The following is a 15,462-nucleotide window of genomic DNA, read 5'->3' on the forward strand; positions in this document are numbered from 1 at the left end:
AGCCCGCCGCAAATACACGCATAAAATGGGCTAAAGCACAGTCTGTTGAACACCACGGCTGGCGCTGCGATTGCATAATCCGGACTGCCGCCGAAAAGGCTTTCACCCACGACGGTCGGGGGGGGCGGTGGCGAGGTCGTGGTGCAAGAGCGTGCGAGCAAAATCCTACTGCGGCGCAAACGTGGAGCCTGTCCGTGAGCGGCTCCGGAGGTGTTCAGGCGCCGCGCGAAGACGCGGCAGCGCGTCTGCGTTTGACGCCCCTGAGCGAGGGGATGGCGACATGGCGCAGCCTGCTCGCAGGCTGCCCCGAAGTGACGCTTTATCATCGCGAGCGTTGGATCGAGCTGCTCGGCCGTGCCCATCGTCTCGGCATGTGGTTGGCGACGCTCGAACGTGACGGTCGGGTGGCGGCAGGTGGCGTATTCGCACGCTCTCCGAACCCCTTCGTCAAGCGCTTCGTGGCCCTTCCGTTTTCGGACAGCGCCCCGCCTTTGGCGCGCAGCGCCGACGATGCGCGCGAGCTTGCAGCGGCGCTGATCGAACAGGGCGATGGCGCCGCCTATGAAATTCGCGGCCTCGATTGCGGTGAGAAGTGGGAGCGGGTGGGCTGTTTCGTTAGCTGGCGGCTCCAGCTTTGGCGCCCCTTGCAGGCGCTGGAGCGCGGACTAGGAATTAATTTTCGGCGCAACCTGCGCCGGGCCGGCGCGGTCAGAGTAGAACACGGCGCCGGCGCCGACTACCTCAGACGGTTCTATGCGCTTCAGCTCGACAGCCGCCGCCACTTCGGCGTTCCGCCGCAGCCATGGCGATTCTTCGAGCTTGTCCACGGGCTGTTTGCGCCCGCCAATCTCGACATCTGGCTCGCCAAAGAAGCGGGCAAGGATGTTGCGGCGGCGGTCTTCGTGCGTGACGGCGACGCTATTTATTTCAAGTGGGGCGCACGGCGGGCGAACTGCCGCTCCAACGCCAACCATCGCCTGCTCTGGAGCGCGGTCGAAGAGTTTGCGCCACACGCGCGGGTGCTCGAACTGGGGCGCTCTGACGTCCGCAACCAGGGTCTGATGCAATTCAAGCGCGGGCTGGGCGCAACCGCGACCGCGCTGCCCTACTCGTTTTTTCCGATGGCGCCGCGCCAGGTGAGTCCCGAAGTGCTCGGCGGTGCGCACCGGCTGCTTGCGATGGTGTGGAGACGGTTACCGATCTTTGCGACCCGGATGCTCGGCCGTGTTGCGTACCGCTTCCTGGCATGAGTTCAGATGTATGACGCTGAAGGCTGGAGCGCATGTGAGATTTCGCGGACCGAAGGGCCACCGCCGTTTCGCGGCTCAGGGGGAGATCAATAGAGGATGGTCGAGGCTAAGGCACAGGTGCTCATCTTAGACAAGCGCGCGGTAATGGCTACGGAGGTCTGCCGGGCGCTGGCGGCTCAGGGCTGCGAGGCCGACATCTTTGCTTGCGCAGGCTCGCCCGCCTTTCGCTCACGTTCTTGTCACGAGCAGTTATTGGCCCCGCCATTCGACAACGCACGTCTGTATCGCGAAGCGCTCGGGGCGGCAGTGCGAGGCAAGCCCTACGATGCGATATTCGTCTGCCATGAAGAGGTGCTTGCGCGCCTGTTGCCTTTGCGCAGGAACAGGAGTTGGCGCGGCCTGCTGCTCCCTCCTCCGGCCTCCCTGAAGATCGCGCTCAGCAAGAACGCGGCCCTGTCGCTGGCGCTATGGGCGGGCGTCGCGACTCCGCGAACGGCGATTCCGGCCGACGATGACGACCTGTCGCCGGTCGCGCGCGAGCTGGGATGGCCGGTGGTCGCAAAGAGCGACGTCGGCGAGTCCGGCGAAGGCGTCCGAATCATCCGGCGCGAAGAAGACTTGGCGGCGCAGTACCGCGAGCTCATGCGCGGCCAGGCTCGCGCGCGCAGCCGTCCGGCGCTGCAGGAATTCATCCGTGGCTCTGCCTTTTCGGTCGGCGGCCTCTTCCTCAACGGCAGGCCATTGCGCGTCGTCGCCCATCGCAAGCTCCTCCGCTATCCCCATCCGTGGGGCGGGCTGACGGTCAAGGGCGTAACCGAGGATTGTCCCGAGCTTCTGCGCGAGGCGTTCAAGGTGTTCGAGGCTATCGAGTACACCGGGCTCGGCCACGTCGAGTTCATTCGCGATGAGCGCGACGGGCGGTTCAAATTTCTCGAAATCAACCCGCGCCTGTGGGGCACGATCGGCGTCGCGCGGCTGGCCGGCGTCGATCTGTTCACCCCCTATCGCCAGCTCGTCAAGGGCATCGAGGTCGAGCCCGATTTGCGCTATCGCGTCGGGGTCCGCTTCCATCGAATCCTGCGCGAGGTGCGCCTGATGCGCCAGCGGCCGTGGCGCGTGGCCGGATTCGTCAAGGACGTGCTCGATCCGCGCGTGCGCTCCGACTTTGCGTGGAGCGATCCGGGGCCCCACCTGCCTTCCTTGTATCGACTGCGCAGGCTGCTCTGGCCGGGCAATCAGCGGCCCGCACCGATGCTGTCGCTCGGCGGCCAGCCGGATTGATACGCTGAGCGCCGGCGGCCGATAACGGCCCGTTCAGCTCGGGCGCGGCGTCGGGTAGCGCGTGCCACAGCGGGGCAGCGCCGGCCCGGCGACCACGGCCATCAGGGCGCCTTCAAGATCCTCCGTCCACCCGATCCGCCGCAGGCTGACGAAGATTTCGTCGGCATCACTTTGCGTTTTTGTGTGTCGATCGGCGACAGATTAGCACCCCGATACTGGAACCTTCGGACACAACGGAAGCGCTTCAGGTAGCGACCAGGCGCCCGCGGCGGCCCGAAATTCCGTCTTGGTCGGCTGTGGCGATGCCGGCTGGCTCCGGCATGAGACCTGCTCATAGCGTTGAACATGCAACATAAACATATCTTCAAACGGCCAGTCGTTCGTGCCTGGACCCGCGCGATTGCGGCGAGCGTCTTGGTGATGGTCGTCGGGCTCGCGGGCCTTTCGGCTTCGGGCGCGGGCGCAGACGCGAAGGTCGTCGTCAAAATGACCGACGCGCCTGCCGCCTTTGTCCCCGCCAAGGTCACCGTGAAGGCCGGCGAGGAAGTCGAATGGATCAACACCGGACAGGCGATCCATTCGATAACCCTTGCGCCGCCGGTGCCGGCCGGCGCGGAGAGCTTCGACTCGGGCTTCCTGATGCCGGGAGGGAAGTTCGAGCACAAGTTCACGGTGCCGGGAACCTACCATTATATGTGCATCCCGCATGCAAATTCGGGGATGACCGGCGAAGTGGTGGTTACGAAGTAGGCGCAGCCGCAGGGCGGCGCGTCCGGTGGTGGCGCGCGGCCTTGTCTGCGTGTGCGCGCAAAGGAAGGTCTTTCTCCGATGGATGAGTCAAACAACGGACGGCGTCGCCTGGTCGTTGCAGCCCTGATCGGGGCTGCGGCCGCCACACTCGCGTTTCTCCTGCTGCCCCGCCTGACAATCGGAGCGCATGACACGCCGCGTGCGCTGTCAAGCGACGCGGCCTCGCGCGTCTATATACCGTCGGGCAGCTACGACGAGTTCTACGGCTTCTTCTCGGGCGGCTTCAGCGGCCAGGTCGAGATCTATGGAATTCCCTCGGGCCGCCTGATGCAGATCATACCGGTCTTCGCGCAGAGCCCAGAGGATGGCTACGGCTTCTCGGAAGAAACCAGGGCGATGCTGATGACCTCGCACGGCTTCATTCCGTGGGACGACGCCCATCATCCGGAGCTCTCGCAGACCAACGGGACCACCGACGGGCGCTGGCTCTTCATCAATGCCAACAATACGCCGCGCATCGCGCGCATCGACCTGCGCCGCTTTCGGACCGACGAGATCCTGGAAATCCCGAACGTCGCCGGCCTACATTCGGCGCCCTTCACGACGCAGAACAGCGAATACCTCGTGGCCGGAACCCGCTTCAGCATTCCGATTCCCCAGAGGGATATGTCGATTGCCGATTACAAGGGCAACTTCAAGGGCACGCTGAACTTCATCAGGGTCGAGCCCAGGTCAGGAAGCATGAGTATCGCGTTCCAGATCCTGATGCCGGGCTACGACTACGACCTGGCGCATTGCGGCAAGGGTCCGTCTCACGGCTGGTGCTTCTTCAGCACCTACAACACCGAGGAGGCGCATACACTGCTCGAAGTCAACGCATCACAGGCCGACAAGGACTTCGTCACCGCCGTGAACTGGAAACGCGCCGAACAATGCGTGGCGCAGGGCAAGGCCAAACAGCTGCCCACCGATTACTTTCACAACTACATGGATTCCGCGACACATGCTGCGCGGTCCGAAGAGCTCAGGAGCGTGGCCACGCTTACGCCGCAGGCCTGCCCCGACATGGTTTACTATCTCCCGACCCCGAAGTCGCCGCACGGCGTGGACGTCGATCCCACCGGTGAATATATCGTAGCGGGCGGCAAGCTCTCTTCCACGATTCCGGTTCACTCCTTTCACAGAATGATGAGCGCAATCCAGGAGAAGCAGTTCGAAGGCGAGCGCTACGGTATCCCGGTGCTGAAGTATCAGGCAGTGGTGGCCGGCGAGGTTCCGGGCGCCTGCCTCGGCCCTCTGCACAACGAATTCGACGGCAAGGGCAACGTTTATACCTCGTGTTTCATCAGCTCCGAGATCATCAAATGGAAGCTCGGCACCTGGCAGGTCGTTGATCGGGTGCCGGTGTACTACGCGATCGGCCATTTGCTGGTCCCGGGCGGCGACTCGGCGCATCCATGGGGCAAATACGCCATCGCGCTAAACAAGATGACCAAGGACCGCTTCCTGCCCACCGGCCCCGAACTGGGTCAGTCGGCCGACCTGATCGATATCTCAGGTGACAAAATGCGGATGCTGCTCGAATTCCCGACCGTGGGCGAGCCGCATTACGCGCAGGCAATTCCGGCCAGCGTTCTGATGCCGCACAACGTCAAGTATTATTCGCTCAAGGACAACCGCAATCCCTACGTAACTCCGAGCGAGGATCACGCGAAAGTAGTGCGCCAGGGCAAAGTCGTCCATGTGTACATGACCGCTATCCGCAGCCACTTCAATCCCGACAACATCGAGGGCATCCACGTCGGCGACACGGTTTACTTCCACGTCACCAATCTGGAGCAAGACTGGGACGTCCCGCACGGCTTCGCGGTGTTCGGCGCGGGCAACTCGGATCTCCTGATCATGCCGGGCGAGACGCGGACGCTTAAATGGACGCCGGCCAAGGCGGGTGTCTATCCCTTCTACTGCACCGACTTCTGCTCAGCGCTTCACCAGGAGATGCAGGGCTACGTGCGGGTGTCGCCGGCCGGCGAACAGGTCGCGCTGTCGTGGCACGGGGGCGGCAAATGAACCTCGACTTCGGGCCCGTGTGCGCCGCCCACCGACCGCGGGCTAACGCGGCGTCCTGCGGCGGGGCGCGCGGACGCAACCTCTCGCGCGGCTTGCTCTATGCGGCGGCGCTGACCCTGGTGGGCACGTTCTTCGCGCCGCTATGGCATTACAACTTCACGGTGCCGCTCTATCCTGAATATCCGCAGGGCCTCCCGATGACAATCTATATCAACCATCTGGAAGGCAGGATCGATCTGATAAACGAGCTCAACCACTACATCGGGATGCGCAAGATACAGGACAGCGACTTCGTGGCCCTGAGGGTGATGCCCTGGCTGGTCGCGCTGCTTGTCGCCGGCGCGCTCGCGACTGCTACTTGGGGACGCGATCGCTTGTGGCCGCTGGCCACCTGGCTCGGAGTGTTTGCGGTGAGCGGCCTCGTGCTGCTCGGTGATTTCTACTGGTGGCTTTACACTTACAGCCATGACCTCAACCCGCATGCCGCCATCCGGATGCCGCCGTTCACGCCGCAGCTGTTCGGCTCGTACACGATCCTGAACACGTTCCACGTCATGACCTGGCCCGGGCTCGGCGGGATTGCGATGGCGGCGTCGTTTGCGCTCGGGTTCGCGGCTTTCGCGGCGCAGTGGCTGGGCCGGCGTGCCGTCGCGCGCGGCGGCCGGGAGCATGCCCGGGTGCTGGCGCATGGGCCTGCGAAGCCCGCTCTGCTGAGCTGGCGATGAACCTGCGGGAGCGCACCGGGCGCCGCCGGCTGCAATTGGTGCGGCCGTTGCGCTCACTTGGACTTACGCTGGGCGCGATCCTGCTCGCGGCGACGGCGGCTCGCGCGGCTGCGGCGTCAATGGAAATACTGGTGTGTCCGACCTGCCACACGTCGAGTCTGAAGGAGGCGGTGCGCGAGGCTCGGGCCGGCTCGAAGATCGTGGTGCGCGGCGGCTACTATCGCGAGGGCAACATAGTAGTGGACAAGTCGCTGCGGATAGTCGGCGAGCAATGGCCGGTGCTCGACGGCGGCGGCGAGGCCGAGGTTTTGACCGTGATCGCCAGCGACGTCGAGGTAAGCGGCCTCGTGATCGAGAATTCAGCGATCCGCTTCAGCGAGGACCCGGCGGGCATCAAGGTCAGGAACGCGCAGCGCTGCACGATTCGGGATAACCGGTTGCTCAACGATTTCTTCGCCATTTATCTCGCCGGCGCCTCGGATTGCGTGGTGAGCGGCAACCAGGTTCGCGGCCGTGCCGGGTCGGAGACGATTTCCGGCAACGCGATCCATCTGTGGAACTGCCGGCGCATTCTGGTCAAGGACAATCGCGTCAGCGGCCATCGCGACGGTCTGTACTTCGAGTTTCTGCGCGACAGCACCATCGTCGGCAACCTGAGCGAGCGCAATGTCCGCTACGGGATGCATACGATGTACTCGTCGGACAACAACTACAGCGCCAACACGCTGCGCGACAACAAGGCGGGCGAAGTGCTGATGTACTCGAAGCGGCTGGTGGTGCGCGCCAACCGCATCGAGCACAACTGGGGGCCCGCCTGCGACGGCGCGCTGCTCAAGGACCTCGACCAGAGCCGGATCGAAGGCAATCTGTTTGTGCGCAACTCGGTCGGCCTGTACGCGGAAAACTCCAATCACAACACGATCGCCAATAATCAATTCCTCAATAACGGGGTCGCCGTGCGCGTGCTCGCTGATTCGGACGACAACCTGTTTACGGCAAACGCCTTCGAGGCCAACACCTTCGACGTCGCGAGCAACAGCGTCGCGGCTTCGAACAGCACCTTTCGCCGCAACTACTGGAGCGCCTACCGCGGCTACGACTTCAATGGCGATGGTCTGGGCGACGCGCCCTACCATCCGGTCGCCCTGTTCACAGTGCTCGCGCAGAATTACCCGGCAGCCATGGTGCTTCTGCGCAGTCCGTTTGCCGAACTGCTCGACCTGGCCGAGCGCGCGATACCGGCGCTCACGCCGAAGGCCCTGGTTGACGCCCAGCCGCTGATGGAGAAGCCCGCGTGGTCGAAATCCGCGACCTTCGAAAGCGCTTCGGCGCGCTGACCGCGCTCGACGGCGTCAGCCTTACCATTCGGCCGGGCGAGATCACCTACGTGGTCGGTCCCAACGCCGCCGGCAAGAGCACGCTGCTCAAGTGCATGGTGGGTCTCGTCCATCCCGACGCGGGCCGGATCGCAATCGACGGCACGGTGGTCAACGGCGGCTGGCGCTACCGCAACAGGATCGGTTACGTCGCGCAGAGCCCGCGCTTCCCCGAAGCGGCGTCTCCCCGCGAGCTGATCACGTTCCTTGCCGATCTGCGCGGGACCTCGGCCCGCAACGGCAGTCATCTGGCCGAGCTTTTCGGGTTGGGGCCGGCGATGAACCGGCCGCTGCGCTATCTCTCGGGCGGCACGCGCCAGAAGATAAGCCTCGTCCTTGCGGCGATGTTCGATCCGGAAATCCTGGTGATGGACGAGCCAACGGTCGGACTCGATCCGCTCGCCAGCCGCCGGCACAAGCAGTGGCTGTGCGAGGAGCGCGCGCGCGGCAAGACGGTGATCGTGGCCTCGCATCTGATGGCCGAGTTGGAGGAGCTTGCGGACCGTCTCGTCTTCATGCTCGACGGGCGGATCTATTTCGACGGCCCGCCGTCACAGGCGCTGGAGGCCGGCGGCGAGCGGACGCTGGAGGCCGCGATCGCGAAAATGATGGAGGAGGGCGCTGCCGCGTGCGCCGCATGCTGACAGTCCTGCGCTTCAACCTGCGCGAACTCGCGCGTAGTCGCTGGGTTGCCGCCTACGCGGCTTTCTTTGCCGCTGTCGGCTGGGCCCTGCTTTCTTTCGGTGAGAGCTCCGACCAGGCCGCGGCCAGCCTCTTGAACCTGGTCGTGCTGGTAGTCCCGCTGGCGAGTCTGGCGACCAGCGTGCTCCAGTTCTACAACTCGCGCGAATACGTGGAACTCCTGCTGGTCCAGCCGATCTCGCGGCGCACCGCGTTCGCTGGACAGTACCTGGCGCTTTCCATTTCGCTTGCAGGCGCTTTCGCGCTGGGCCTGCTGGCTCCATTTCTCTGGTGCGGGGGCAAGGGCGAGGCGCTAACGCTGCTGTTGTTGCTGGTCGCGGGGCTGTTGCTCACCTTGATTTTCGTCGCACTCGGCTTTCTGGTCTCGGTTCGCACTGACAACCGGCTGAAAGCCTTGGGAGGCGCGCTCGCGCTGTGGCTCTTCTTCGCCGTGCTCTACGACGGGCTGTTGCTGATCGTGATCATGGCTTTTCCCACGCAGCAGCTTCCGGCGCTGCTGCTCGGGCTTTCGGTGTTAAACCCGCTCGATCTGGCGCGCCTGCTCGTTCTGTTGCGGCTGGATATAGCCGCTCTGCTCGGATTTACCGGAGCGCTGTTCAAGGAATTCCTCGGCTCCGCGCGCGGCCTGGCGGCGGCCCTGGCCGTGCTGTCGGCGTGGGCGACCGCGCTCATCTTGCTCGGGGCCAGAGCCTATACGCGTCGCGACTTCTGAGAATCCCGGCTCGCGCGCGGTTCGCGAATGGCCCGCGCCGCGCAAAGCAAGTAAACGTCTCTATGGGCGTCTATCGTCTGCCGATAGCGTAAAGCCCGAGAATGCCGAGCCCGGCGACCACGGTCCCCACGCTCGGATTCGCCGGCAGATGCGCAAGGCCCCAAATTGTCACCACGATCAGTGACAAGCGCGCAGCACCAAGCAGTGGCGACTCGCGCCACCATTGCAGCGAGATGTCGAACATGCCGCGCAGCATCTGCAGCGGCGATACCGAACCGAGCATCGAGGGTTTGCCGAAGATGGTTCGCATCATGACTTTCGCCGAAGCGTAAAGCTTTCTTCACAATACATGTTTTAGGCGGCGGGTCAAGAAAATGCTCTGCGCGCAAACGGCAGGACTCCGGATCTTCGGCGCCGCCGCGCATGCCGCGTTACCGGCGCGGCAGCGGTTGGGATTGGGTAATAAGTGAACGGCATGTAGTGGCGGTTGTAGTTCGGGGTGCGAACGAGCGCGACAAGACCAAGCGGAAATCGCCGTAGAGCCATTTCCAGCTCACGCTCGCCGCGGTCAGCAGGTCGCCGCCATGCGACTCTGACGTCTCGACATTTGTGCTCCAGTCTAGCCACGATTACTAGAGTGAGCGAACCGCGCAAAGTCTTCCCCGTTCAATTGAGTATCGCGGCTTTCGGCACTCCCGCGCGCCGATTGTATGAAACGACCTGGGACTGTCCATCGTCGATCACCGCGCATGCAAGCTATTCCGCAGGATAGCGCGAGATTGATCTGAGCTTTCGCGGCCTCGAATCGGCCGAAAGAGATGCATCAATTCGAGAAGGGAACGGGGCGCTCGAGTAGCGCCCGGTCCGACAATGCGGGCCGGTGAGAACTAAGTTCGCTTGTCTATTCGGGCAAAGGTGCGGGCTAACTGGGAAAGATCAGGACATGTCAATAATCTGACCGGGTTGCGGTCCCGGAACGATTCCTTCGAGGTCTGCGTCTTTGCCGCCCTCGCGCGCGCGCTTCTGGCGTTCAGCCGCGCGCTCCGCGCGACGCTGCTCCTTCTGCTGCTGCTTCTGTCTGCGGGAGCGTTCTCTCTGGCGTTTATCCATGCAACCTGCCTCCAGCACGATCGACGTTGTGGGCGCTGTTCAGGACCGCCGACGCGATCCCGATTGATTACGGGTCCGGATCGGTGACCAGGTCCGGCGCTCCCTCGAGCGGTGCGCCGGACCTGGCCATCAGCGTATCAAACCAAGGTGCGCTCGCGCGCCGGCGCGGCGGTTACCAGCGGTTTCGGCCTCGGCCCGCGCCGCCGCCGCTGTTGCGGTCGCGGTTGCCTCCGCCGAAGCTCGATTCGCGCGGTTTGGCCTCGTTCACCTTGATGTTCCGGCCCTTTAGTTCGGAATCGTTGAACTGGCGGATCGCATTGGCGGCTTCTTCCGAAGTCGCCATCTCGACAAAGCCGAAGCCCTTCGATTGCCCCGAGAACTTGTCGGTAATCACCGTGGCGCTTTGAACCTGGCCGGCTTGAGAGAAGAGTTCGTGGAGGTCGTCATTGGATACCGAGTAGGCCAGATTGCCTACGTATAATTTGCTGGGCATTTTGCCCCTCCGAGAGTTTATGCCGGGGTGGTTCCGAACAGAGAACCCGGGCTCATTCCCGGGTAGGTGTGAAAGGAACGTCCGAACGTTTAACACCAAGCATATACCTTCGACCGCGCTAAAGATACCCCCTGCCTCGAGGGCTGATTTTCGAGCGTGTCAGGTTCCGGTTCACCCAGGATGTACTTCCTCCGCGGCAGAGAATAAAGTGGTCTCACTTGCCTTCGGATACGGTCCGCCCCCAGACCATCAGGGTCGCCTGTTGGGACAATCCGAACCGCTTGAGATGCTCAAGGAGATCGGTGATGCCCAAGGTGTACGTCGGCAATCTGGCCAGTTCAGTTACCAGTAGAGACCTTCTGGAGCATTTCGCGCGCGCGGGAGAGGTCCTGGGAGCGCTGGCAGTTACGGATAAGGCGTCCGGACTCTGTCGCGGGTTTGGCTTCGTGGAGATGGCGGAGCTTGCAGACGCTGCGCTCGCTTTCAGCTTGTTGAACAACACCCGGCTCAACGGCCAACAGATAAAGATCGAAGCCGCGCCGTCGCTAAAAAATGGCAAGGCCCGCAATCGGGCGGTGCAATCCTAGCCCGCGGCTGTACCCGGTGCGGTTTCCAGCGAGGTCTGAATTCAAATGGTAGCAGTCAATAATTGGGAAACCCACGATTTTGCGGTCAAGATGCTCGACTGGTCGGCGGCGCGCGGCTCAAGGCTCGTATACAGATGCCGCAGATGCGGCCGCAGCTTCCATCACTTTACCGCCGCAAGCCGCGACATGTGGGCCGTCGATGGAAGCGGTCGGGCGTTGGAAAACAGCGTGAGCGATCGGTGGCTATCCGAAGGATGTCCCCGCCTCTTCCGCGAAAAGGACGACGAAGATCGCAAGCGGCTGTACAAGGCTGTCGGCGCCTGAACGCGCCGTTCGGCATGCATAATTCCGCCGGGAATAAGCCGGCAACAATTCAGACAAGCGCTAAAGACGCGCACCGCAGTAAATTTGATTTCCAGTCCTCGATCAGGCGCTCAGGCATTACGTGGGATAACCGCGACGAAAGGCTTGCGGCCCTGCGCAATGCCGTAGCCGGCAAAATTTCCGCGGCCGCCGAACTCGCAGGCGCGTGCAGCCTTGTGGTGCCCCGGCCGGGAGTCGAACCCGGACTTGAGGTTCCGGAGACCTCCGTGATGTCCTTTTCACTACCGGGGCGGCGCTGAGGCAGAGGGCAAAAATTATATCAGGCGCGCGAGCGCCACAAGCGCCCGCCGGCGGGCGCTTGCGGCGCTCGCCGCGGCGTTCGCGACTGCGAACGCCGCGGCGGTGGACGGGTGAGCCGTCCGCCGCCGCTCGATTAGACCGCGCAGGCCTGGCGCCCCGGCGCGCTAGACGCGCACCGACTCGTCGCGCTTGGGCGCGCGCTTGAGCGCTTCGAGATCGACCAGCGGATCGCGCCTGGTGCCTGCCGTGTAGGGCCGCGAGCCGGGCTTGCGCTCGAATGGATCCACGATGCCGAGCTCCTTGGCGATCTCGCGCATCGCGGGCAGCACCTCCTGGCCCATCAGCCGGATACTGGTCATGCGCTGCTCCAGCGTGAGCGGCCCCTGCGCCTGGAACAGCCCGAAGACGCCCGGATGGAGCACCTCCATGATCAGGCGCAGCCTGGGGATAACCGTCTTGGGCGTGCCGATGATGATTTGCAGGCCGTCCTGCGCCTTCTGGTAATTCGCGTAGATCTTGCGCTTGGCCTCTTCCACGCTGACCTCGCCGCGGCGCAGCCGCTCGCGCGTGTCGGCCTTGTGCGGGTCGCGGTGCTGGTCATGGTCGCTGCCGGCCTCCCTGAGCTTCTCGCTGGTGATGCCGAGGAAGCCGTAGTCGGTGGCCTGACGGGCGAGCCGGCGGGTCGCCTCCTTAGAGTTGTAGCCTGGGGGCAACGTCCATTCAGGCCGCGAGAAGTTTGCCGCGCCGCCGCCGAAGAGCGCAGCCCTGCCGAGCTCCTGCGCTTTCTCCTCGGTTTCGGCGACGAAGATCTGCTGGAGGTAGCCGAAGTTCTCGGTGCCCGCGAGGTAGCCCTCTTGCGCGGCGGTGTCGCCGTAAAGGTTCCACAGCTCGACCGTCGATTGCAGCGCGGTGCCCAGGCCGATGTACGGGTAGCGATGCTGCGCGCACCAGACCACGGTCTCGGGGCTAATCACGCCGGGAATCCAAATCGGTGGATGCGGCTTCTGGTAGGGCAGCGCCCACGGATTGATGAAGCGGTAGGTGAAATGTTTGCCCTCCCACCGGAACGGTCCCGGCCGCGTCCATGCGGCGATCACGACGTCGTGCGCCTCGTTGAAATACTCGCGGTTGTAGGCCGGGTTGGCGTTGTTGAAGATCTGCTCGCTGCCCGCGCCGCGCACCCATCCGGGCACCAGCCGCCCGCGCGAGATCAGATCGATCTCGGCCAGCTCCTCGGCCATCCGGAGCGGGTTCTTCAGCGTCGGCAGCGGGTTGCCGAGCAGCACGATGCGCACCTTCCTGGTGATGCGCGCGAGGATTGCCGCCTCCACGTTCATCACCGCGCCCATACAGAACGGCGTGCCGTGGTGCTCGTTGAGCATGATGCCGTCGAAGCCCATCTCCTCGGCATAGACGGCTTCGTCGAGATATTCGTTGTACAGGCGCGCGCCGACTTCGTGATCGAAGAAGCGGTTGGGGACGCCGAAGAAGCTGCGGTTTTTGATTACTTCTTCTTCGGGAAGTTCGCGGTAGGGGCGCTCGGTGAAATACATAATATGCATGGCTTGTCTCCTTCAGCTCACGCTATCGGCTGGGCCTCAGGCCAGGAATTCCTTGAGCAGCTTGATGAACTCAGCGGACTTTTCGATCTCGGGCCGATGGCTGCAATGGTCGAAGATCGTCACGCGGGTCTCAGTGTTGCTGAGCGCCTTGCGATAGGCCTCCGCCGCGCTCACCGGCACGAGCGCGTCCTCGCGTCCCCATACGATGTGGGTGGGCAGGCCGCTTACGCCGCCGAGGAAGTAGGGCAGGCTGGGGTTGTGCAGGATCGGTTCCCAGGCGATGCGCGCGGTCTCGGTGCGCGCGTCTTCGAAGGCCTCGAACTGCTCGGGCGTGCGCTCGCCGCCGTAGAGCTTGTTGAACTCGGGCGTCATCTCATGATCGTACACGCTGAGGTTAAGCGGCGTGCGTTGGGTGACGGCGAAAATGTCGAAGATTTCGCCCTCGGGCGGCTTGATCCCCATCGGCGCGACCAGCACCATCCGGCGGAACTGACGCGGGTTGGCGCTCGCCATCTCAGCCGCGATCCATCCGCCGAGCGAGAAACCGACGACGTCAATCGGCGCGAGTTCCATCTCGCGCAGCATCCAGGAGTAGAACAGGCCGACTTCGTGGACATTGCGGATCGCCTCGATCCGCGGCGATTTGCCGAAGCCGGGCTGGATCGGGATCAGCAGGGTGCGCTCCTTGGCCAGCGTCGAGTGCCAGTTGAGCCATCCCGGATGCCCCAGCTCCTCGTGCAGGACGAGCAGCGGCTTGCCGCGTCCGCCCCTGATCATTGCGAGGTCAGTCCCCGCGACGTGGGTGATTTCCTCGGCCCACTCTTCTGCCATCTGATGAACCCTCCGTGGTCCGCGGCGGCGGTCAGCGCCCGGCGGTCGCCTCCACGCGCGCGTTTTGAGGAACGCGAATGCGCAGCCGTGATGCCGCGCCCTGCATCGGCTGGAGCGCGAGCGGCGGCCATGCGGCGTTCCTCGCCTAACCTAGCCCATCCGCCGGTTTGAGTACCAGCGCCGGCAAAGGCGACCCTGCGCGCGAAACGTCGGTCGCCGCACAAGCGCGACCTCCCGCGGCAAGGTTGCCTATTTTCCCTAACCGCCGCATGCTGGCTGTCGGAAGGCCAGCGCGAAAGGACAAATGACGATGGACATCGCCGAACTCGCCAGGCGCATCACGATTCTCGAGGATACCGAGGCGATCAAGCAGCTCAAGGCGCGCTACTGCGCCGTGTGCGACGACGATCACAATCCGGACAAGATCACGACGCTGTTCGCCGAGGACGGGATCTGGGAGGGCGTTGATGGAATCGGGCGCCATCAGGGGCATGCCGCGATCCGCAGGTTGTTCGAAGGTTTCCGCGAGCGGATCAGCTTCTCGCAGCACAACGTGATGAATCCGATAATTGAAGTGAACGGCGATCGTGCGCACGGCTCGTGGTACTTCATGGGGCCCTTCACTTTCCGCAAGGGCAACCGGGCGCTGTGGCTGGCCGCACGCTACGAGGACGACTACGTCAAGCTCAACGGTGAATGGAAGTTCAAGCATCTGCGCGCGATCGGACGGATGGCGGCGCCGTACGAAAAGGGCTGGGCGCAGCCGTAGCCTTGCAACGCGAGCGTGTGACCTCTCCCCCGCCATGCTCTCGGACAAGGGGCGCGCAATAAGCGCTTACGCGCTGGCGCTGGTGTTGGCTGCGGGCGCCGCCGGATGCGCCGTCCGGCAGCTGGTCTCCACGCCGCCGCCGGCGCAGGCGGCGGCGCCGGCGCGACCGCTACCGTTCAGGGGCCGCCTTGCCCAGGGCGATCCCGACCAGCTTCCGCCCGACGTCGCGCTCTCGCTCTCTGCTACGTCGCCGGTCACGTTCATGTATCGCGAGGAGCTGACACACGACGAGCGCCACGACTCGATGCTCGCGACCGCACTCGCGCCGAGCACTTACGCCGGGGCACCGCTCGGCGAGTATGGAGTCACCGCGTTCGCGTCGCTTTCGATCACCGACGGCGAGAAAATTATCGGGGACTACACCGCCAAGGCACGCGTATGGCGGTCGTACAGCCTTTACGCGGCGCCGACGCACAGGGAGCTGGAGGAGGCGGCGCGCGTCGCCGTGCGGCACAAGATTGACGCGCAGCTCGAAGCCGACGCCGGCCGCCTCGCGCAGGCGATCGCCGCTCGGTCCGCGCACCCGGCTGCGCCCTCCGACCATTCGATTCAATGAGCGC

At 64.1% G+C, this 15,462-nt stretch carries 15 protein-coding genes and 1 tRNA gene; 11 read left to right on the plus strand and 5 right to left on the minus strand.

The genetic code is table 11. From position 1 onward, the window contains the following. The first annotated feature begins 272 nt into the window (after positions 1-272). From VFB33_01715 to VFB33_01750, 8 genes are all read left to right on the plus strand, one after another. The gene (locus tag VFB33_01715) at positions 273-1,250 is read left to right on the plus strand and encodes a GNAT family N-acetyltransferase (protein HZO80383.1); all 978 of its coding nucleotides are present in this window, start codon (positions 273-275) and stop codon (positions 1,248-1,250) included. A 252-nt stretch (positions 1,251-1,502) separates the two neighbouring features. Further along, positions 1,503-2,531 carry an ATP-grasp domain-containing protein gene (locus VFB33_01720; GenBank protein HZO80384.1) on the plus strand — a complete coding sequence of 343 codons (1,029 nt, stop codon included), beginning with the start codon at positions 1,503-1,505 and terminating at the stop codon, positions 2,529-2,531. Positions 2,532-2,876: 345 nt separating this feature from the next. Further along, a complete protein-coding gene (locus VFB33_01725; protein HZO80385.1) occupies positions 2,877-3,281 on the plus strand; it encodes a plastocyanin/azurin family copper-binding protein in 405 nt (134 codons plus the stop codon). Positions 3,282-3,359: 78 nt separating this feature from the next. Beyond that, positions 3,360-5,351 (plus strand): Sec-dependent nitrous-oxide reductase, encoded by a 1,992-nt coding sequence (nosZ, locus tag VFB33_01730; protein ID HZO80386.1) that lies wholly within the window; start codon positions 3,360-3,362, stop codon positions 5,349-5,351. After that, positions 5,348-6,076, plus strand: coding sequence for a hypothetical protein (locus tag VFB33_01735; protein ID HZO80387.1), 729 nt, complete (start codon positions 5,348-5,350; stop codon positions 6,074-6,076). Before nosZ ends, VFB33_01735 begins: the two co-directional genes overlap by 4 nt. Continuing rightward, positions 6,073-7,413 carry a nitrous oxide reductase family maturation protein NosD gene (locus VFB33_01740; GenBank protein HZO80388.1) on the plus strand — a complete coding sequence of 447 codons (1,341 nt, stop codon included), beginning with the start codon at positions 6,073-6,075 and terminating at the stop codon, positions 7,411-7,413. Before VFB33_01735 ends, VFB33_01740 begins: the two co-directional genes overlap by 4 nt. Further along, entirely contained in the window at positions 7,371-8,096 is a 726-nt protein-coding gene (locus VFB33_01745) for an ABC transporter ATP-binding protein (GenBank protein ID HZO80389.1), read from the plus strand. The genes VFB33_01740 and VFB33_01745 overlap by 43 nt, the downstream gene beginning before the upstream one ends. After that, entirely contained in the window at positions 8,090-8,866 is a 777-nt protein-coding gene (locus tag VFB33_01750) for an ABC transporter permease subunit (GenBank protein HZO80390.1), read from the plus strand. The genes VFB33_01745 and VFB33_01750 overlap by 7 nt, the downstream gene beginning before the upstream one ends. 70 nt (positions 8,867-8,936) lie before the next feature. Here the strand turns inward: VFB33_01750 and VFB33_01755 are convergent, their stop codons facing one another. Continuing rightward, positions 8,937-9,176, minus strand: a complete 240-nt coding sequence (locus VFB33_01755; protein ID HZO80391.1) for a hypothetical protein — start codon at positions 9,174-9,176, stop codon at positions 8,937-8,939. Positions 9,177-10,148: 972 nt separating this feature from the next. Next, the gene (locus tag VFB33_01760) at positions 10,149-10,469 is read right to left on the minus strand and encodes an RNA-binding protein (protein ID HZO80392.1); all 321 of its coding nucleotides are present in this window, start codon (positions 10,467-10,469) and stop codon (positions 10,149-10,151) included. 305 nt (positions 10,470-10,774) lie between these two features. Between VFB33_01760 and VFB33_01765 the strand changes: the two genes are divergently transcribed. Further along, on the plus strand, positions 10,775-11,056 hold the full coding sequence (locus tag VFB33_01765; protein HZO80393.1) for an RNA-binding protein: 282 nt from the start codon (positions 10,775-10,777) through the stop codon (positions 11,054-11,056). A gap of 540 nt (positions 11,057-11,596) precedes the next feature. Here the strand turns inward: VFB33_01765 and VFB33_01770 are convergent. The 3 genes from VFB33_01770 to VFB33_01780 form a co-directional block, all read right to left on the minus strand. After that, a tRNA-Arg gene (locus VFB33_01770) sits at positions 11,597-11,671 on the minus strand. 173 nt (positions 11,672-11,844) lie between these two features. Further along, positions 11,845-13,242: an LLM class flavin-dependent oxidoreductase gene (locus tag VFB33_01775; GenBank protein HZO80394.1), complete on the minus strand. Its 1,398-nt coding sequence runs from the start codon at positions 13,240-13,242 to the stop codon at positions 11,845-11,847. 36 nt (positions 13,243-13,278) lie between these two features. Next, complete coding sequence (locus VFB33_01780; protein HZO80395.1) at positions 13,279-14,073, minus strand: alpha/beta hydrolase; 795 nt, start codon at positions 14,071-14,073, stop codon at positions 13,279-13,281. Between the two features lie 310 nt (positions 14,074-14,383). Between VFB33_01780 and VFB33_01785 the strand changes: the two genes are divergently transcribed. Together VFB33_01785 and VFB33_01790 are read left to right on the plus strand one after the other, a co-directional pair. After that, on the plus strand, positions 14,384-14,842 hold the full coding sequence (locus tag VFB33_01785) for a nuclear transport factor 2 family protein (GenBank protein ID HZO80396.1): 459 nt from the start codon (positions 14,384-14,386) through the stop codon (positions 14,840-14,842). Positions 14,843-14,876: 34 nt separating this feature from the next. Further along, a complete protein-coding gene (locus VFB33_01790) occupies positions 14,877-15,458 on the plus strand; it encodes a hypothetical protein (GenBank protein HZO80397.1) in 582 nt (193 codons plus the stop codon). Positions 15,459-15,462 lie beyond the last annotated feature (4 nt).

The sequence above is a fragment of the Candidatus Binataceae bacterium genome (assembly GCA_035650475.1).
In the GTDB taxonomy this organism is placed as follows: Bacteria; Desulfobacterota; Binatia; order Binatales; family Binataceae; genus JAKAVN01.